The organism is Bradyrhizobium erythrophlei (assembly GCF_900129505.1).
GTDB classification, from domain to species: domain Bacteria; phylum Pseudomonadota; class Alphaproteobacteria; order Rhizobiales; family Xanthobacteraceae; genus Bradyrhizobium; species Bradyrhizobium erythrophlei_D.
In genome coordinates this window covers 2,323,482-2,343,260 of record NZ_LT670818.1, presented here as the reverse complement: position 1 = coordinate 2,343,260, position 19,779 = coordinate 2,323,482, and the positions used below count along the sequence as shown (strand labels likewise).

The following is a 19,779-nucleotide window of genomic DNA, read 5'->3' as shown; positions in this document are numbered from 1 at the left end:
GCCCAAGTCGACCAATAAGCCCCGCCTGGCAACGTCTGTCCCAATTGATGACTCCCGCCGAATTCATAAAAAAATGGAAGCCCGTTGCGCTCACCGAGCGAGCTGCCGCGCATACGCACTTTCTCGACTTGTGTAAGTTGTTTGAGCACGACGATCCGGTTTCGGCTGATCCAACTGGCGAATGGTTCACGTTTGAAAAGGGAGCCACTAAGACCGGTGGTGGCGAGGGCTTCGCCGATGTTTGGAAGAAGAATTTCTTTGCGTGGGAATATAAAAAGAAAAAGCGTGACCTCAACGCCGCCATGGACCAGCTGGTGCGGTACGCCGCCGCACTGGAAAATCCACCGCTTCAGGTCGTCTGCGATACCGATCGCTTTATCATTCGCACCGCATGGACGAACACAGTCCCGAAGCAATATGAAATCGAACTCGACGGTCTGGCACTGCCGGAAAAGCGCGAAATTCTCTGGGCGGTCTTTCATGATCCTGAACGGCTGCGGCCGAAAGAAACCCGGACTGGCATTACTAAAGAAGCCGCAGACAAGTTTTCTACGATCGCATTGCGGTTACAAGGCCGGGGTACGCCGGAGGAAGTGGCGCATTTCGTCAACCAACTCGTCTTCTGTTATTTTGCCAACAGCGTAAAGCTCTTACCGGAAGGCTTCTTTCCGAAGCTTTTGAAGCGTGCAGGGCAGCGACCAGACAAGGCGCAGGAATATTTCAATTCGCTGTTCGAGGCTATGGAAAATGGTGGCGAATTCGACCTCACCGATATTGCGCATTTCAACGGCGGTTTGTTCGATGGTCGGCGCGCCATCCAGCTTGATGACGGCGACATCGGGTTGCTGGTCGAGGCCGGAAATCTCGATTGGAGCCTGATCGACCCTACCATTTTCGGCACTTTGTTCGAACGCTTCCTCGATCCCGACAAGCGCGCGCAGATCGGCGCGCATTATACGATCCCGAAAAAATAATGATGATCGTCGAGCCGGTCATTCTGCGCCCGTTGCGCGCTGAATGGGAGAGCATAAAGGCACAGATCATTCCTCTTGCGGAGAAAGCGTCAGGTATTGTCCCCCGAAGCCAGAGTCCAGGGGATCGCCGCGCTGCCGATACCGCTTCTCGCAAGCTTCGGTCCCAAGCAATGGAGTTGCGCGATGCATTTCTTCACCGATTGGCCAACATACGTATCCTTGATCCAGCATGTGGATCGGGAAATTTTCTTTATCTCGCGCTTCAAGGCGTAAAAGACCTCGAAAATCGTGCCGTACTTGAGTGTGAGGCACTAGAACTTTCGCCCAGGGCCTTAGAGGTAGGCCCTGAGATCGTACATGGCATCGAAATCAATCCATTTGCTGCCGAGTTGGCTCGCACCACGATTTGGATCGGCGATATTCAATGGCGCAGGCGCAATGGAATTTATTCTGAGCCACCACCTATTCTACGTAAGCTTGACGCGATCGAATGCCGCGACGCGCTGATCACAAAAAGGAGCGAAGGATCGTTTGTCGAAGCTGGTTGGCCCGCTGCCGAGTTCATCGTTGGCAATCCGCCATTTCTAGGCGATAAATTTATGAGGGAGAGTTTAGGCGGGGACTATACGGAGACGCTAAGAGAGATTTACCTTGGACGCGTGCCAGGAGGCGCAGACCTGGTGTGTTACTGGTTTGACAAAGCGGAGAAGCAACTCTGCTCTGAGGCTGCGCTTCGTGTTGGCCTAGTTTCAACGAATTCGATACGAGGGGGCGCAAATCGCGCTGTGCTAGATCGCATCGCAGCGGCCGGCAGGATCTTTGCCGCATGGTCAAATGAAGAGTGGACGATTGAAGGAGCTGCTGTTCGCGTATCTCTCGTTTGCTTCGATCATCCAAAGCCACAAGGATTTGCAGAGCTTGATTCAAGAAAGGTAGAAAAAATCCATTCCGATCTTTCATCGCGCTCGACAGATATGACCACGGCAACAGCGCTTCCTGAAAACGCCAACACGGCGTTCAACGGAATCTCTAAGAAAGGCGCGTTTGATATTGTCGGCGATCTCGCGCGTGCGTGGCTTATGTTGCCGCTCAATCCGAATGGTAGACCAAACTCGGACGTCTTATTCCCTTGGTTGAATGGCGAAGACGTAACCGCGCGCGGTTCGGGCAAATGGATAATAAATTTCGGGGAAATGAGCTTGCGTGCGGCGAGTCTTTATGAAGCTCCATTTCAACATATTGCTCAGCCTGTAAAATCGGCACGCGAGAAATCTGGCTCCGTTGGAGAAAAGAAAAGCTGGTGGCTTCTGGCTCGGCGTGCGCCTGCGATGTTCTCTAACATTTCTTCGCATCACAGGTTAATTGCCACTCCTGAGACGCCGACACACACTGTGTTCGCGTGGCTTCCCACTGGCGTCGTTCCAGACAAAAATCTTATTGTTATTTCGCGATCAGACGACACCAGTTTCGGTATTTTGCATTCCCGGTTCCACATAGCCTGGGCTAGAGCTCTCGGTTCTCCCTACGGAAATCATCCGACCGCTCGTCGATACAACAGTTCGCGCGTGTTTCGGACCTTTCCCTTCCCCAAGGGCTTGACGCCCAATATCCCCGCAAAGGACTACGAGAACGATCCGCGCGCGCAGACGGTTGCGAGGGCGGCAAGGCGGCTCGATGAATTGCGTAACGCGTGGCTCAATCCGCCTGACCTCGTGAAGATCGAGCCCGAAGTTGTCCCCGGCTATCCCGACCGTATCCTGCCGAAAGATGCGCAGGCCGCCGTTACGCTGAAAACCCGAACGCTAACCAACCTTTATAATCAGCGCCCGCAATGGCTCACCGACGTCCATCGCGATCTCGATGCGGCTGTCGCGGCAGCCTATGGATGGCCTGCTGACATCTCGGAAGAAGATGCATTGGCCAAATTGCTAGAGATAAATCTGGCTCGCGCTGCCTTAAATTGCGGCGAAGGGGAAGTTGAAATAGAGGAAGACAATGAACCAGCAGAAGACTGAATGGCGATAAACCCCCGGCGCCAGTCTATCGAAACAGATCGTTCGCTTAGATCGCTCTCTATGTCTTGTCCGCCCGTCCGGCCTAGGGTTTGGTCCAACGACGCAATTGGTCCGAAACGCCTGTAAGCATCCGTCGCAAATCTGCTCCACCTCCTGCAGTGGAAGGCTGTCAATCAATAACCGCATTGATGATTGATCTGCTTTGGGCCATCCCCCGCAGACAACACAATCGCCTTCACTGACAGATGCCTCTCGCGTAAGGTTCACGTCAACCTAGTTGTGGGGACCGCTCAAACAGCTTTATCCAGAAATCATGGGCGGATTCGAGGAGATGGGTCACTGAAACGATGTGCCCGGCTTTGACCTGCACGAAAAGGCCGTCGACGCCATAACCGAGAACCCCAGCGCCATAGGCAAAAAGAGGGCTACCGTATCCAGCGTGATGAGTGGCCTGCACTTCGTCCGAAGCCTTAGGCCTGAAGTGTTTTGAACCGTTGCATAGTTCTTGGATGAGAGAAAAATTCTGACATTTTCTGTTGACGTACTCCTTCCATTTACATTCTCTTTCCGCAACCGCCCCCTTGGTCTCCCGTCCCGTGATCTGAGCTTGGAGCCCAGGGTTCTTCTTCAAGCGGCCGTGCCAAATCCATTCACGCAAATGATAGGCGTCGCGGAGAGCGTTGATTGCCGCATAGCTGTTGCGGGGGTCTGCTGCGAGCGTATCGATTTCGTACGACAGCTTCGTCAGAAGATGGCGGGGCTCGGTTAGGTCAAGGGCACCGGACATGATTGGACCCGGGGTAGCAGGTTTCGGATCAGTGCAATTTCAATCCTCAGGCGCTGGCTCTTCATCCCGAACGCAATGAAGCCCTCCGGGCATTGAAGATTCAGCGATGACTGACGCAGCGCCAACCAAATACATAGGTTACGAATTCCGAAATCACTAGCGGCCTTAGGTACGCCATAGGTACTTGGCATCACTTGGGTGGCTCAGGCAATTCGGCCCAGTGAGTCGGAAACAGGTCCTTACCATCGTTGAGATAGTCCGGTGCCCTCGACAGGCTCGATGCCGGTTTGTTCAAGGGCGAATTTCCGTGATCTCCGCTCCTTCCCACGAACTTGGTAGCCCGTTCCGGCGAGGTAACACCGTCCTCGCTTGCTACTCAGGCCGCAAACGACGAAGACTGCTTCTAAGCCCGGCGTTCGGGCCGTGGGTTTCGATCAAGGCCCTGTCGGTCTGCGTCATAGGGTAAGATCTCACAACGATGCGACAATTGGCACAGAAGGACAGACGCGTGGCGATATCGCTGCGTTGCTTCTCGCTTTGCCCACCGCGCAGCACGATCATTAACTTCCGGCGCTTCTCCAATGCATCGCCCCGCCTGTAAGCCTGTTCGGCCTTGTCTCCGATGACATCGCCAGCACGGTCTCCGTGATTTCCCCCGGGAAGTTCGAAACATTGCCCCCCCAGCCAAAAATAGTTCTTTCGCATAATCATAATGACTCTGACGAAAAAGGCAGAATAAGCTGTGGATATGAAGCGGGCGGGGGTTGCAATGGAAAACGTTCGACATTACCGGGCCATGGGTTCTCTGTGCCGTCAGTTCGCAGCGTTCGACCCTGTACATAGCTGGAAATATTTAATCGAAGCACAGAAGTGGGAGCATCTCGCCGAAGCGGAAATCGCTTCACACTTCAAAGAATGCAACACCACAGAATCCAAGGCTCCCGAACTCCGTTCGGCAGCGTAATTCCAAGTTGAGCCTTAGGCAATCAAGCGGGGTGCCACCGTTCAACACCTGAAGATCTAGCCAAAGTCAGGGCCTTTTTCGATTCCTGATCTGCACAACATTGCCGGTAACCCGCTCACGTAGCTCGCCCACGCCTCCATCAACTTGCGCCGTTTCTCCAGTGCATCACTGCGGCGGTAACCGCGCGAAAACGACGAAGGTTGCCCGTCGATTCTGGCTTGCAAGATGGGTGTTTTCAGGGGTGACCACGAAACGGACGACGGTTTCTCGACGTGAACCTTTGGGAGAGCGCCATGCAGCAGCCGGATCAAAACAAACTCGACGCATTTCTCAGCAAGATGGTCGGCGACTTGGGCAGCGTCGCCACCGGTGCCCTGGTTGTGCTGGGCGATCGGCTTGGTTTCTACAAGGCAATGCAGTCCGGCGATAGAATGACCGCCGCTGAACTCGCGCGGCGGACTGGAACCCACGAGCGCAACGTGCGCGAATGGCTCGCAGCCCAGGCCGCGGCCGGATACGTCGGGTATGACAGAGATGAGGATTCCTTTTATCTCAACGCCGAGCAGGCCACCGTGTTTGCCGACGAAGACAGTCCGGCCTTCATGGCCGGCGCCTTCGAGGCGGTCTCGGCGTTTTGGCTCGATGAGCCAAAGGTGGCGGAAGCGTTCCGCACCGGCAAGGGTTTGGCATGGCATGACCACAGCGCTTGCTTGTTCCGCGGCACCGAGCGCTTCTTCCGTCCGGGCTACAATGCCAATCTCGTTTCATCCTGGCTCCCCGCGCTGGATGGCGTGGTCGACAAGCTCAAGCAGGGCGCGCGGGTGGCCGACGTCGGCTGCGGCCATGGCGCCTCGACGGTGGTGATGGCCAAGGCCTTCCCGAAATCGCATTTTACCGGTTTCGACTATCACGGGGCTTCGATTGATCGCGCGCGCAAGGCGGCCGCGGACGCCGGCGTCGCTGCCAACACCAGCTTCGAGGTGGCGCAGGCCAAGACCTATCCCGGGAGTTACGATCTCGTCGCATTCTTCGACTGTCTGCACGACATGGGGGACCCGGTCGGTGCGTCCGCGCACGTGCGCGAGACGCTGAAGCCAGACGGCACCTGGATGATTGTGGAGCCGTTCGCGCATGATCATCTTGCAGCAAACCTCAATCCCGTCGGACGGATGTATTACGCAGCCTCCACCATGATCTGCACGCCCGCGTCGCTGGCGCAGGAGGTTGGGCTTGGTCTCGGGGCGCAAGCGGGTGAGGTCAAACTGCGGCAAGTGGTGAGCGCCGGCGGCTTCACCCGGTTCCGTCGCGCCGCCGAAACGCCCTTTAACATGGTGCTCGAAGCGCGGCCCTGATCAAGGCGCTACGATAGCTAGCGCGGCGCGTACGCTGGAACGTCTTCTAATCACCACCATCATTCGCAGAGAAAGCCACTGGCAAAGTCGCCTTCTGAGAAACGACCGACACTGAACGTGCAAAGGGCGAGGAATTCGCTCTTTCGGTGGCCTACTCGCGTAACTGCGGGCGCTAACCCGCGGAAGCGACGGCACAATTGAGTCAGTTACATTTTCTATTGTAATATCAGAGACTTACTGGCGGACCAGAGGGGATTCAAACTCCCGATAGGCTTCTCAAAATATCCTTTTGAAATGTCGGCTGAATTTCCGCTCATGTGCCGCAAAATGGCCCACTGAGAGAAATCCCGCAAAAGGTGCAGAAGCTCGCGGCGCACCGCTCTCTCACCAGTGGGGATGTCGGCCGAATCGGGCCGGCACTGACAATTGCGGGCAAGGTCTGCGCGTTGGGCGAGCGTGTCGACCCGTCCGCCTAGGCCCTCCGACCCGAAATTGATGTCCGAAAATATCCCACATAATTCGCCTCAAACGGAGAAAGTTGCGGGCGCCTCACCGGATGCCTCTGATGCGACCGACTGACCGGAAAGCAAATCACCGGTAGCAAGAATCCTATAGCCGATTGCTTGATATCCGACGCGTCGTTTTGCGGCCATTCGGGCCAGAACCGGCACGTTCATGTCGACATAGTCGTAGATGATCACCTCGCGCTTGGAGTCGTGGAGACGGTGCAACCGGCCGGCATACTGGGCAAGTGTACCTTTCCACGCTATGGGCATAGTAAGGAAAAGAGTATCGAGACGGGAATCATCGAAACCCTCGCCGAGATAGCGCCCGGTCGCGACTATGACGCGTTCCTCGGTCGGGGGAATCGCGGCTAGACGCGCGGCGATATCGCTGCGTTGCTTCTCGCTTTGCCCACCGCGCAGCACGATCACATGCCTCGCGAAACGCTCGAGACGCTTTGCAAGGATCTCCAAGTGGGCGGTCCGCTCGGTGATCACGACAGGTGACCGTCCTGCTTCGAGTGCATGCAAGACATCATCAAATATCAAACCGTTGCGCGCTTCATCGGCGACCATTGCCTTGAAAACATCCTGGATGGAAGGGGAAGAGGCGTTCAACGTGGCTTGGAGTTGGAAGCTGGTGTCCCTGATCCGCACCACGTGATCAAATGGGCGTTTGGCGGCCTCGGATCGCGCATCTACGCGATGGCGGACAGGACCGCATTGCATAACGATGATCGGGTGATGTCCGTCTTTCCGCGTCACTGTTGCTGACAGGCCGAGGATGTAACGGGCCTTGCTGCGGCGCGCGACCATTTCGAAGCTCACGGCCGACAGATGGTGGCATTCGTCGACCACGAGATGTCCATAATTTCCGACGATATCGTCAACTTCTCCTTTGCGAACAAGGCTCTGGATCAGGGCGACATCAACCTGACCCTTCGGCTTACGACGACCACCGCCTATTATGCCGATCGCATCGCGCGGCAGGTTTGAGAACGCCGTGAGCCGCTCAATCCATTGATCCATCAGTTGACGGCGGTGAACGAGGATCAACGTATTCAACCCGCGTTCGGCGATCATCCGGATGGCTAAGACCGTCTTGCCGAATGCCGTCGTTGCCGCAAGCACGCCTGTATCGTGCGGCAACAGGGCTGCGATCGCGGGTTTCTGATCGGGACGTAGTGAGCCGGTGAATGCGAATGGGATCGGCGCTCCGGTGGTGCGGCAATCTTCGATGGTTACTGCAATTCCAAGTGACGCGAGGAGATCGCAGACGGCGTCGGAGCACCCCCGAGGTAGAGCAACGTGATGGCTAGTCAACTCTGCACAAGAGATGATCCGAGGCTTGTCATGGGTCGATCGGCGCATTGCTTGTGCGGCATAGAATTCGGGATTCTGGAACGCAGCGAGGCGAATAAGGCGGGCGATCAGCGACGGTGGTAGCGCATGACGCGGGATGTAGATCTGGTCCGCCTGTACGACGGTGATCGCACTTGGCAAGGGCCCGTCGATTGCTGGTGGCGGCTGTCGGCGCGACGGCGGGGCAAGCCACGGTTCTTCGTCTTCGTCGACGAGAGGGATACGCACGCCAAGAATTTTTCCAGATGCACTTGCTTCCTCGATAAGATGATCCACCTTCGCTCGCGCTATAGGATCAACCGCGGACAGGAAGGTCCACTGATCCAGATATGGCGAACAAGACTCGTCGATGAACACGCTGTTGCCAGAGCTGCGCGCAAGCCCCTGGAGCGGCAATGCAATCAAATTACCGAACCCACCCGCCGGCATCGAATCCTGGCTCGGAAAAAACCGATCGTAGGATCCGAATCCGATATCGGGGACACGTTCCATCGTGTCGGTGATAAGGAATGCCCCAAGACGGCGCGCCGACGCTGCCGGTATTGGCTCCTTGAAAAAGATCCAGGCGTGGGCACCGTTTCCGGACCGCGACCGCTCAATGGCAACAGGAATTGCGTGACGCTGGCAGGTCTCCCTAAAAGCGAAGACATCTCTTCGCCATTCCCCTTCGTCGAAATCCGCGGCCAGGAACGAACAGGTATTATCCGCAAGCATCGGATAGACCCCCATAACAAACGGGGCGCCATTCGCGTCGGTCCCGCGTAGATGACGTTCCATTGACACGTCATCTACGACCAAGAATGCCTGATTTGGACATGCCGAACATTTGACTTTCGGCTTTTCGCAAATCCCGCGCTGCCATTCATTCGCACAGGCGGGTGCGTAGCCGCTGCGCCCCGACTTGCGATTCTCCCAACGGATAGGGAAGACATCCGAACGGCCGCGGAAAAGCCGTCGGAACAGGGCAATCTTGCTTTCGATTGTCGAATTCCGATCGACGAGATCGCCGGCTTTTTCCGAAGGGATAACTTTGATCGCAGCGGCCTGCTCACTCGCTGCCGATCGCAGCGTCTCGATCTCGGCTACGATCGCCGCTCGCTCGCGTTCCAGCGCAGTGAGCCGCGTCATGAGGTCGGTAATTCTGATGTCCGTTTGCGTCATGGTCGAGTTTGGCGAATGCGCGCGTTCTCTGTCAGCAGCTTAACAAATTCTACTGCGCTCGGCGCTGCGCAAGTGTGGTTGCGCTCGAATTGACCGAAGATTTGAGAATGCAGCGCCCCACTGTCGCGCAGTCTGCAGAATCCAGTCGAGATAGAGCGTTAAAGGGCCCAACGCCGGTATGGAGAAATCAAAAAGGCCGCGCGATATACAAGATCGCGCCGTCATTGACGCCATCAATTGCAGAGAAGGCCACTGGCAAAGTCGCGTTATGAGAAACGACCTCCATTCATCGCGAAAAGAACGACCAATTCGCTCTCTCAGTGGCCAACTACCGCAGGTATCTGCACTAACCCGCGGAAGTGTCCGCGCAATTTCGCGAGATATATTTTATATAATTATATCAAAGACTTACTGGCGGAGAGGGAGGGATTCGAACCCCCGATAGGCTTGCACCTATGCCGCATTTCGAGTGCGGTGCATTCGACCACTCTGCCACCTCTCCGGGCGCCATAACGGGCGATTCTCGCGCCCGCGGTCGGGCGGAGTTCTAGGCGAGGATGGCGGGGCAGACAAGGCGCCGGAGAGGGGAAATTCCCGGTTCGGCAGCCGCTGCAGACAAGGGTGGGACCGCCAGACGCGATAAAAACCGGCGGTCCCGTGTCGCATCATTGAAATTGCGGCCGTGAAGTGCGGCTTCGCCGGCCAGCCCGAGCGACGATTGGACGGTAGCGATCCGCCCACAATCGGCAACGCAATCCCGGTCTTAACCTAACCAGTCAAGGTTACCCGTCCGCCCAACCTTAATCCTTGCTCTTGTTGTCCTTCTTCTCGTCCTTGCCTTTATCCTTTTCCTTGCGGCGGTTGGTGAAGCGCGCATTGCCTAACCCCGTGCCAATCGTCAGCACTCCCCAGCGCTCCACGTCCTGCATGAATGGAACCTCGCAAAGCCCCTGCGCCACGCCGTCATTATGCATCAGCACCGCGGTGTCGTGATCGCCGATCTCGGGGATCGCCTCGACCAGGCTCGCCGGCAGATTGAATTTGCTGCTTTCCCAATTGCCCGGCAGGTTCTGCGCGCCCTTCTCGATCGAGCCATCTTCGTTGATCACGCCAGGACAGGCGATCCCGATGAAGGGCGCGAGCTTGAGGCCTTCGGCTTCCGCGGCCGCAATAAGGCCCTTCAGCATCTTCACCAGCCGCTTGACCGCGCCTTCCCGCGTCGGCTCGTCGTCGGCATGCCGCCACAGTTCGGATTTCCAGACCGCGGCCTTCGACAGATCGGGGGCCTTTTTCCAGCGGGTTTCGACCACGCCGCAGCGGATATTGGTCCCGCCAATATCGACCGCAAGAATGCTGTCATGGGCCTCGAAGATCCACGACGGCGCCAGATGCAGACAGCCGACCAGGCCGGCGTCATCGGGGTGATAGCGGATCGGCACCAAATCGACCTTGAAATCCCCGGCCTTGAGAAGCGCATCGGTGCGCGCGATCGCGAGTTCGCCGACCCGGCTTTCGCGAAAGCCACCGCCGACCACGATGCGTTCGGTATCGGCCCAGGCCTTGGTTTTGAGGAAGCGCTGCGTCACATGGCTAAGCTCTTGGGCAAACTCCTCGATCGCGCCATGCACCAGCGCGGCGGCGCCGACGTCCTCGCCAAGCAAGGCCTCATCGAGTTCGCTCTTGCCCAGATCCGCCGAGGCCTTCTTGCCGAGCGGATCGTCGCCATTTCCCTTCAGCGGCTGGCGCAAGCTGTCCAGGATCTTGCGGAACGCGCGCTTGCTGGCGCGGTCGCCGAGAAAGCCGTCGTCGTCCTTCAGCTCGATATTGAAGCTGTCCACGTCCACCGACGGCAGCCGGGTGGCGCCGTGGCGGGCGATGCCCGTTCTCGTTATTACATCGTCCGCCATTTTGCCCTTGCCCGGTGGGAGCCGGCGGGACAACGGCGCGGGAACCCATTGGTTTCACTGGCAAGGTTAGCCTCGCCCGAAACCGGCCGATCGGGCCAGAAATGCGCCAAATCCTTCAGATTTGGCCGGTTTTTGGGGCAGTTTTCCTTGACTCAGGCCGCTTCCCGGCTATAAGTCCCCGCACCCGGCGCGGGAAATTCCTCGCGCCGCTTGTTTTTGCGCGGATTTAAGGGATCGCTCCCCGATCGCGCGGAAATTCGCGACGATCTGATCGTCGCGATGAACCCATAACGACTGAAGAAAAAGCCGGCCCGGACCCGTTCCGAGGCCGGGATCGAACACGAAGGAATAAAACGATGTTCGCAGTCATCAAAACCGGCGGCCGGCAATACCGCGTCGTTCCGGATGATGTGCTCGAGATAGGCAAGATCGCCGGCGATGTCGGGACGATCGTGCAGCTTGGCGAAGTTTTGCTGGTCGGCGGCGACCAGCCGGTACTTGGTGCGCCCACGGTGGCAGGCGCTTCCGTTGCGGCCGAAGTGCTGCAGCACAAGCGCGGCCCCAAGGTGATCGCGTTCAAGAAGCGCCGCCGCAAGAATTCGCGCCGCAAGCGCGGATATCGCGACGAGATCACGGTGCTCCGCATCACCGAGATCCTGACCGATAGCGCGACGCCCTCGATCGGACCACGTCCGAAACGGGAGAAGCCGGTGGCTCCGGCGCCGCTGGACGGCGACGACGAGGCGCCGACGGTCGCGAAGAAAAAGGCAGCGCCGAAGAAGGCTGTTGCCAAGGCCGCGACAAAACCGCGCGCCAAGCCAGCGGCGGCGAAGAAGCCTGCCGCCAAGGCTAAAAGTGATAAAAAGTGAAGCGTGATAAAAAGTGAAATGATTCCGTCAAGGAATTGATTTAAAGATTCGGCGAAGTTTGGAGACGGGCTATGGCTCACAAAAAAGCAGGCGGTTCATCGCGAAACGGGCGTGATTCAGCGGGCAAGCGGCTCGGGATCAAGGCCTATGGCGGCGAGCACGTCATTCCCGGCAACATCATTGCACGTCAGCGCGGCACCACCTGGCATCCCGGCCTTAATGTCGGCATGGGCACCGACCATACTCTCTTCGCGAAGGTCGAAGGCCATGTCGAGTTTCGTGCAAAAGCCAACGGCCGCACTTTCGTGTCGGTTGTTCCGATGACGGAAGCCGCGGCCGAGTAAACGGTGGACAACATGAGTCCGCCGGGTCCTGTTGAACCGGCGGAGCGAGAAGGCTCCAGGGGAGGCGGGAAACCGGCCTCCCTTTTTTGTTGTGCGTGTTCAGAGTTGCTTTTTGTTTTCGCATACAGGAGCCCGACATGCTGCAGGATATCCCGACCCCTACGTTGCGCGAGGCAAGTCCTTGCGTCCTCGAGACCGAACGGCTGCTGCTGCGCAGGCCGACGCTCGCGGACGTAAAAGCGATCGCGCGTCTCGCCGACGATCGCCGCATTGCGGAAAATAGCCGCCGCCTGCCGCATCCCTATGGCCAGGACCACGCGATCGAATTCGTTCGCGCGACCGCAGGCGACAATCGCGGCACCGTATTCCTGATCGAAAACAATTTTTCGCCGATCGGCATGGTCGGCGTCGACTGGCGCCAGCCGGACGCGCCGGAACTCGGCTTCTGGCTCGGCGTCGAGTATTGGGGCCAGGGTTTCGGCACTGAAGCCGCACGCGCGGTGATCGATTTCACCTTCGAGGAGTTCGATGCCGAGCACCTGGTCGCAGGCGCACGCGTCACCAACCCGTCGTCGCGCAACATCCTGGAGAAATGCGGCTTCCAGTGGAGCGGCGTCGAACTGCACCGCTTCGAGGCGCTGGGCTCATCGACCCCGGTCGATTGCTTCCGGCTTTCGCGCGGCGTGTGGTCGTCGCTGAAGAACTGGGGCAGCTCGACACGGCGCGGGCGGTAGCGACTGAGCGCCACCGCGTCTTTCCGCGAACAAAACTGCCCGCGAACGTAGCTGCCGTCGTCCCCGCGAAAGCGGGGACCCAGTACGCCGCGGCGCGTCGGCTCAATTCCAGATGTCTCTGGATACTGGATCATCCGCTTTCGGATGATGACAGCAGGAGCTGTGCTACGGATTCAATTTTCAAACAGCCTGCCATCGCGAACAACTCCTCCCCTCCCCCCGCGAAGCGGTGGGGAGGGGTCGGGGGGTGGGGGGTCTATCGGCTTGCTCTTCCGGCAGCGAGTCTGCCGAGACACCCCCCACCCCCTTCCCGCCACGCGCGAGGGCGCGTGGAGGGAGGGGAGATCACCGTGCATGGCTCCGCGATCTCGCCGCATGTTTCGCGCGAGGTTTTGTCATTCATTCCGCCCTCTCCGATCGGAGGGCGCAGGGAATGCCGGGCGTCCGATGCGCCCGATAGCCGCGTGTGCAATGAGTGTGGTAGAACGCACACGCGTTGTCAGGTCACACCGGGAAACACCCCGCATTCCCCGCGCAATGGTTTTACGGCTTATGTCGTACTCTCCCCGGCGATCGGGCTTTTTTGTCACCGTCATCCCTGAGAAGCTTGTTTCTCCCGGGCTTGACGCCGGCGTCGAGGCGTCAGGACCACACGATTTTGCCGTCCGCGTCAGCGCCGTTCGTCAAGAGCGCCCTCGCGTCCACTGCATCCCGTCCCGCGTCCGTGACGATCGCGAGCCGCCCCTCTGTGGGACGGGACGATGCGCATATAGAACTGATTTGGTCTTTCGGAAAACCAGAATATTTTTGCAAAGAGGGCTGGACAGGCCGTCGCGCGCCGAACGAAGTGATTTGCCCGACGGGTCACCAATCGATTTGGATTGAGATAGTCCCGATGAGCCAACATGCCCGCTTCTGGCACGAACCGGAATAACCCGGTCGGTCCGGCGATGTCCGTTCTTCGGGGGTAGACCGGAAGTCACATGCGCCCGATCAAAGTGACGCGAATGACCCAGAACGGGCATTGGGTCACTGATTTTGACCGAACTATGTGCCGCACCCCGGGCCAACATGAGGTCTTTTGGATGGGCGGGGGATAATGTAGTGTTGCTTAGAGCTGCTCTTCGAGACGGGACGTGCCGACGTCTCCGTTCGAGGTGGATGGGCAGCGGAGAATGCCGTCGGCGGGCATCGCACTCTCAATAATACCGACAGTCCTTTTGCGCCGGTCTCTCAGCGAGCACCCATCGTGCGCACGGGCATGCGACAATTATTGCGCGAATTACTTTTTCAGGGAGGTCTATCATGCCAGCTTTTCGTGATCGATTACAGATACTGTCGGCAACCATTATTTTGTTGGCAGCAACCAGCACCGGCGCAATTGCCCAGAAGAAATACGACACTGGTGCGACAGATACTGAAATTAAGATCGGCAACATCATGCCTTATAGCGGACCAGCTTCCGCTTACGGCGTCATCGGTAAGACCGAGGCTGCGTACTTCAAGAAGATAAATGCGGAGGGTGGCATCAACGGTCGCAAAATTAATTTCATCTCGTATGATGACGCCTACAGCCCGCCGAAGGCGGTTGAACAAGCCCGCAAACTGGTTGAAAGCGACGAAGTGCTGTTCATTTTCAATCCTCTCGGTACGCCGTCCAACTCGGCGATTCAAAAGTATATGAACGAGAAGAAGGTGCCTCAGCTGTTTGTTTCGACTGGTGCGACAAAGTGGAACGATCCGAAACATTTTCCTTGGACGATGGGCTGGATACCCAATTACCAGAGCGAGGGTCGCATTTATGCACAGTACATTTTGAAGGAAAGGCCGACCGGCAAGATCGGTATCCTTTATCAGAACGACGACTACGGAAAAGATTACGTCAAAGGTATCCGGGACGGTCTGGGCGCCAAGGCGGCTTCGATGATTGTCGGAGAGGAAAGCTACGAAACCGCCACCCCTACCATTGACTCGCACGTCGTGGCGCTCAAGTCGGAGGGTGCAGATATTTTCATTAGCATCACGACACCGAAATTCGCAGCGCAGTCGATCAAGAAAGTAGCTGAATTGGGTTGGAAACCGCTGTTCATTCTCAACAGCGTTGGCTCATCTACCGGGGCCGTCATGAGGCCCGCAGGTATTGAAAACGGACAAAACATCATCTCGACCGCTTACAACAAGGATCCGACGGATCCGCAGTGGAACGATGACGTCGGAATCAAGCACTTCGATGCATTTCTGGCGAAATATTTTCCGGAAGGTAACCGCGAAGACTCATCTGTAGTAATCGGCTACAATTATGCGCAGACGATGATCCATGTACTACAGGCATGCGGCGATGATCTTACCCGCGAAAATATCATGAAGCAGGCCGCGAGCATCAAGGGTCTGCAGCTGGAAGGGGTGTTGCCCGGCATCACGATCAACACCAGCGCAACTGACTTCGCTCCAATCAAGCAATTTCAGCTCAGGACATTCAAGGGCGAGCGTTGGGAATTGTTCGGCGATGTCATCACTACCGAAGTCGGCGAATAGGCATGAGAGATGATCGAACGAAGCGGCGAGAGTTCATCGCGCCGAGCATCGGGCCGCGGCGTGGATGGAAATCGTAACGATGATCCCCGGAGCTCCTGGGGGGCGGCTGTTGACTAGGGTTACGACCGGATCATTCCCCGCGAAGTCCATAAACTGCGGATACGGGGAGCGCTTTGCCGATATCTTGTGAACTGTTTCATACTCGTCGACTACCGGGAACGATAATTTCTGCAAGGAGAACGGCGAGCACCCTGAGTGCTACCCTCGACCACCGGGTCGAGTTTTAGCCAAGAGGTAGCCTGTGTCCACGATAGAAGAGTGGCTGGCGTCGCTCGGCATGTCCGAATACGCGCAGCGCTTTGCCGAGAACGACATTGATGTTTCGGTCCTCCGCCATTTGACTGATCGAGACCTTAATGAACTTGGTGTCTCGCTCGGGCATCGACGCAAGATGCTGGCAGCAATTATCGAGCTTGCGGTCGTCGCTCAGCCCCAGGCAGCAGCACCCCCCGCACCGCAGGCACAGGACGGAGCCGAACGTCGCCAGCTTACCGTTATGTTTTGTGATCTTGTCGGTTCGACCGCGCTCGCGACAAAACTTGACCCAGAGGATCTGAGGGAGGTGATCGGCGCGTATCACCACTGCTGTGCAGAGCAAATTAACAAGAGCGGCGGTTTCGTCGCCAGATACATGGGCGATGGTGTGCTCGCCTATTTCGGTTACCCTCGAGCGCACGAGCATGATGCGGAGCGCGCAGTCCATGCTGGGCTAGGTCTTGTCGAGGCGGTAGCGAAGCGGAGAACTGTCGTCGGTGTCCGTTTGCGGGTGCGCGTTGGCATTGCCACCGGCCTGGTGGTTGTCGGCGATCTCATCGGTGAAGGTGTATCGCAGGAACACGAGGTGGTCGGCGAGACCCCCAACCTTGCGGCGCGGCTCCAAGGACTGGCCGAGCCAGAGACCGTGGTCATTGGTGACAGCACCCGGCGCCTTCTTGGCGGGCTCTTCGAGTACCGTGATCTCGGCGTCATGTCCCTGAAGGGCTTTGGCGATCCGGTGCAGGCCTGGCATGTGACAGGCCTGAGCACAGTTGACAGCCGCTTTGAGGCGCTGCGTGGCACCACCACGCCGCTCATCGGCCGCGAGGAGGAGATCGACCTGCTCCTGCGCCGATGGGACCAGGCGAAGCGCGGCGAGGGCTGCGTGGTGCTCATTTCCGGCGAGCCAGGCATCGGCAAGTCGCGCATCGCTCAGACGCTCTTGGAACGCCTGAGTAATGAGCCACATACCCGCTTGCGGTACTTTTGCTCTCCTCACCACCGGGACAGCGCCCTGTATCCAGGCATCACGCAGCTCGAACGGGCGGCCGGTTTTCGGCGCGAGGACACTGACGAGCAGCGGCTGAATAAGTTGGAGGCGGTGCTTCGTCAGGCAACCGATGATCTGAGTGAGGCCGTCCCCCTAATGGCGGAGTTGCTGTCGATCCCGACGGGCGACCGCTATCCGCCCCTGAACCTTACGCCGCAAAAGCGCAAGGAAAAGACGCTTCACGCAAGGTTGGCACAGGTCGAAGGATTGGCAAGTCGTCAGCCGGTGCTGATGGTATATGAGGACCTGCACTGGAGCGACCCCTCAACGCGAGAGTCGCTAGATCTGCTCGTTGACAGGGTGCCGACGTTACGTGTCCTTGTCGTCATTACGTTCCGCCGGGAGTTCGCGCCACCGTGGGTCGGCCTTCCGCATGTGACCATGCTCAACCTCAACCGACTTCCGCCCCGGCGATGCGCCGAAATAGTTGTTCAGGTAGCGGGCGGCAAGAGGTTGCCCAAGGAAATTGCCGACCAGATCGTCGAGCGCACCGATGGCGTGCCGCTGTTTATCGAGGAGCTGACCATGACCGTCGTCGAGAGTGGCCTAGTCGTGGATGTCGGCGACCGCTACAACGTGGCTAGGCCGTTGCCGCAGCTTGCCATTCCGGCGACGCTGAACGATTCGCTTCTGGCGCGCCTCGATCGGTTGGCACCGACGCGAGAAGTCGCGCAGGTTGCAGCGGCCCTCGGCCGACGATTCTCACATGAGTTGATCAGTGCCGTTGTGCCAATGCCGAAGCGGCAAATAGACGAGGCGTTGGCGCAACTCGTGGGCGCTGAATTGATGTTTCAACGTGGCAGCCCGCCTGACGCAGAATACACTTTCAAACATGCGCTCGTCCAGGATGCGGCCTATAGCACCCTCCTGCGCAGTGGACGGCACCAGGTACATGCACGCATCGTCGCCGTTCTCGAGCGCCAGTTCCCGGAAATTGTGACAGGCCAGCCTGCGCTTCTGGCACAGCATTGCGAAGAGGCCGCCCTTACAGAGGAGGCAGTTGGTTATTGGCTGAGGGCTGGCCAACAGGCTCTAGCGCGATCCGCAATGACGGAGGCGAGCACACAATTGCAGAAGGGACTGGACCAGCTTGCCAGACTGCCTGATGGCCCTGGGCGTCAGCAACTGGAGTTGGATCTACAGATGGCACTCGGTCGAGCGCTGATCGCCACAAGAGGGTATTCAGCGCCCACTGTAGGCGCGACCTTCGCCCGAGCGAAGGCACTGGCTGAGCATCTGGATCGGCGGGAGTATCTCGTTCCACTGCTCCACGGCCAATGGGCGTACCACATGGTCCGATCCGAATTGAAGCTCGCGCTGTCGTGTGCCGAAGAGGTGGAAGAAATCGGTGAGTCACGGAATGATGTCGATGTGCAATTGCTGGGGCATTACCTAAACGGAATGATTCGCTTCTATCTCGGGGAATTTGGCGCCGCTTGCGCGCACTTTGAGCAGTGTCATGACTTAGGCAATCCGGTGCATCGGGCTGTGGTTACGCAGCTGACGACGGCAGATCCATATGTAGCTGCGATGGCGCATCTTGCCTGGACGCTGCTGTCCCTAGGTTACGTCGATCAAGCTCGGCTGCGGCTTCATGAAGTGTTATCGGAGGCTGATCGGCTTGAACACGCGTATACGCGAGCCATGGCGCTTTCCTTCGCATGTTGGGTGGAGTGGATTGGCCGTTCGCCGGAGATCGTGCGTCGACGCGCCGATGAAGGTGTCGCCCTCTCGATCGAACACAATTTTCCGTTATGGTTGGCTTGGGGCATTGCGTATCGCGGATGGTCGTTGAGCGCTCTTGGTCAGACACAGGAAGGACTCACGCTGATCAAGCAGGGGCTATCGGCAGTACGTGCCACCGGCACCGTCCTAATGACGCCATATTGGCTCATGTTGCTTGCAGATGCCTACGCTATGATTGGACAGCCTGACGAGGGGCTAAGTTGCCTTACCGAAGCTGCGCTCGTCCTCGGGACGATCGAAGAGCGGTTCGAAGAGGCCGAGTTGCATCGGTTGCGAGGCGATCTTCTGAATGGCATGGGCGAACGAGCCGCGGCCGAAATGAACTATCATCAGGCCATGGCGATTGCGAAACGGCAGGGCGCAAAAGTTTGGGAATTGCGCGCGGCAACCAGCCTGGCGCGCCTCTGGCGTAGTGAAGGCAAATGCTATGAAGCGCGCGATCTGCTCGGCCCTATCTACGACTGGTTCACTGAAGGCTATGAGACATCGGATCTTAAGGAGGCCAAGGCTCTGTTGGATTCACTGCACTGATGGTGTGTCCGCGTAATGAAAGTGGGGCGCAATTCAGAGTCGTGTGCTAATTTGCGAGAGAATGGCTTGAGCTCGCGAGGCACCGCGAGTCGCTTGGTCGTTATTGACACCCACCGAAACCGGTTCGATTGTGTCGATCCGCCGAGCGGGGCGGGATCAGAACAGAGGAGAAGGGCTAATGGCAGCGATACATCCTAAAGGCGCTGTGAAAGATGAGGTGGTCACGTATTTCTTCCTCATCAAGCATACCGAAAAAGGTACTGTGCAGAGCGCAGCACAGAAGAAGAAAGGAGTAAATGATGTCACCAAGGTAGTTAAAAAAGAAGGGGGGCAATGTAACCTCTACTCGACCAGGGGTGCACCCTTTGATTATGTGAGCGTCATGACCGGTATCACCACCGCTGCAGCGGTCAGGATAGCAGCGGAGATCGAGACGCGAGGGACCGTGAAAGCGACGCTAATTTCGGGCATCGAGATTATGGCGGCGCGAGTCATATCCGGCACATCGCCTAGTGAAAAAAGGCGCTAAGCTATGCCACGGCGTTTTATGCGCCAGCGCAGAAACCGCCCCGTCGAGGCTCGACAGGGTCCCGCCCCCGGCACTGTCGGTCGTCAATTTCCAAACGCAG

Annotated in this window: 12 protein-coding genes and 1 tRNA gene; 9 read left to right on the top strand and 4 right to left on the bottom strand. The window is 57.9% G+C overall.

Going from position 1 to position 19,779, the window contains the following annotated elements; translation table 11 throughout:
- The first annotated feature begins 47 nt into the window (after window positions 1–47).
- On the top strand, window positions 48–974 hold the full coding sequence (locus tag B5525_RS45790; RefSeq protein WP_197687910.1) for a type IIL restriction-modification enzyme MmeI: 927 nt from the start codon (window positions 48–50) through the stop codon (window positions 972–974).
- Complete coding sequence (locus B5525_RS11055; protein ID WP_197687909.1) at window positions 974–2,989, top strand: class I SAM-dependent DNA methyltransferase; 2,016 nt, start codon at window positions 974–976, stop codon at window positions 2,987–2,989. Before B5525_RS45790 ends, B5525_RS11055 begins: the two co-directional genes overlap by 1 nt.
- A 268-nt stretch (window positions 2,990–3,257) precedes the next feature.
- On the opposite strand, the gene B5525_RS11050 is transcribed toward B5525_RS11055, so the two are convergent.
- Window positions 3,258–3,776, bottom strand: coding sequence for a hypothetical protein (locus B5525_RS11050; protein ID WP_079566035.1), 519 nt, complete (start codon window positions 3,774–3,776; stop codon window positions 3,258–3,260).
- Between the two features lie 1,257 nt (window positions 3,777–5,033).
- Between B5525_RS11050 and B5525_RS11035 the strand changes: the two genes are divergently transcribed.
- Window positions 5,034–6,092, top strand: coding sequence for a class I SAM-dependent methyltransferase (locus B5525_RS11035; RefSeq protein ID WP_079566033.1), 1,059 nt, complete (start codon window positions 5,034–5,036; stop codon window positions 6,090–6,092).
- A 524-nt stretch (window positions 6,093–6,616) separates the two neighbouring features.
- Here B5525_RS11035 and B5525_RS11030 read toward each other — a convergent pair.
- The 3 genes from B5525_RS11030 to B5525_RS11020 form a co-directional block, all read right to left on the bottom strand.
- Window positions 6,617–9,118: a TOTE conflict system archaeo-eukaryotic primase domain-containing protein gene (locus B5525_RS11030; protein ID WP_079566032.1), complete on the bottom strand. Its 2,502-nt coding sequence runs from the start codon at window positions 9,116–9,118 to the stop codon at window positions 6,617–6,619.
- Window positions 9,119–9,530: 412 nt separating this feature from the next.
- Window positions 9,531–9,620, bottom strand: a tRNA-Ser gene (locus B5525_RS11025).
- Window positions 9,621–9,918: 298 nt separating this feature from the next.
- Window positions 9,919–11,025 (bottom strand): ROK family protein, encoded by a 1,107-nt coding sequence (locus B5525_RS11020; RefSeq protein ID WP_079566031.1) that lies wholly within the window; start codon window positions 11,023–11,025, stop codon window positions 9,919–9,921.
- Between the two features lie 356 nt (window positions 11,026–11,381).
- Here B5525_RS11020 and rplU point away from each other — a divergent pair, with 356 nt between their 5' ends.
- The 6 genes from rplU to B5525_RS10990 all read left to right on the top strand — a co-directional run bounded on the left by rplU (window position 11,382) and on the right by B5525_RS10990 (window position 19,679).
- Window positions 11,382–11,894, top strand: a complete 513-nt coding sequence (gene rplU, locus B5525_RS11015; RefSeq protein ID WP_079566030.1) for a 50S ribosomal protein L21 — start codon at window positions 11,382–11,384, stop codon at window positions 11,892–11,894.
- A 71-nt stretch (window positions 11,895–11,965) separates the two neighbouring features.
- The gene (gene rpmA, locus B5525_RS11010) at window positions 11,966–12,238 is read left to right on the top strand and encodes a 50S ribosomal protein L27 (RefSeq protein ID WP_079566029.1); all 273 of its coding nucleotides are present in this window, start codon (window positions 11,966–11,968) and stop codon (window positions 12,236–12,238) included.
- 137 nt (window positions 12,239–12,375) lie between these two features.
- Entirely contained in the window at window positions 12,376–12,972 is a 597-nt protein-coding gene (locus B5525_RS11005; RefSeq protein WP_079566028.1) for a GNAT family N-acetyltransferase, read from the top strand.
- 1,305 nt (window positions 12,973–14,277) lie between these two features.
- Complete coding sequence (locus tag B5525_RS11000) at window positions 14,278–15,507, top strand: ABC transporter substrate-binding protein (protein ID WP_079566027.1); 1,230 nt, start codon at window positions 14,278–14,280, stop codon at window positions 15,505–15,507.
- Between the two features lie 301 nt (window positions 15,508–15,808).
- On the top strand, window positions 15,809–19,150 hold the full coding sequence (locus tag B5525_RS10995) for an adenylate/guanylate cyclase domain-containing protein (RefSeq protein ID WP_079566026.1): 3,342 nt from the start codon (window positions 15,809–15,811) through the stop codon (window positions 19,148–19,150).
- A gap of 178 nt (window positions 19,151–19,328) precedes the next feature.
- Window positions 19,329–19,679: a hypothetical protein gene (locus tag B5525_RS10990; protein WP_079566025.1), complete on the top strand. Its 351-nt coding sequence runs from the start codon at window positions 19,329–19,331 to the stop codon at window positions 19,677–19,679.
- Window positions 19,680–19,779: the final 100 nt, after the last annotated feature.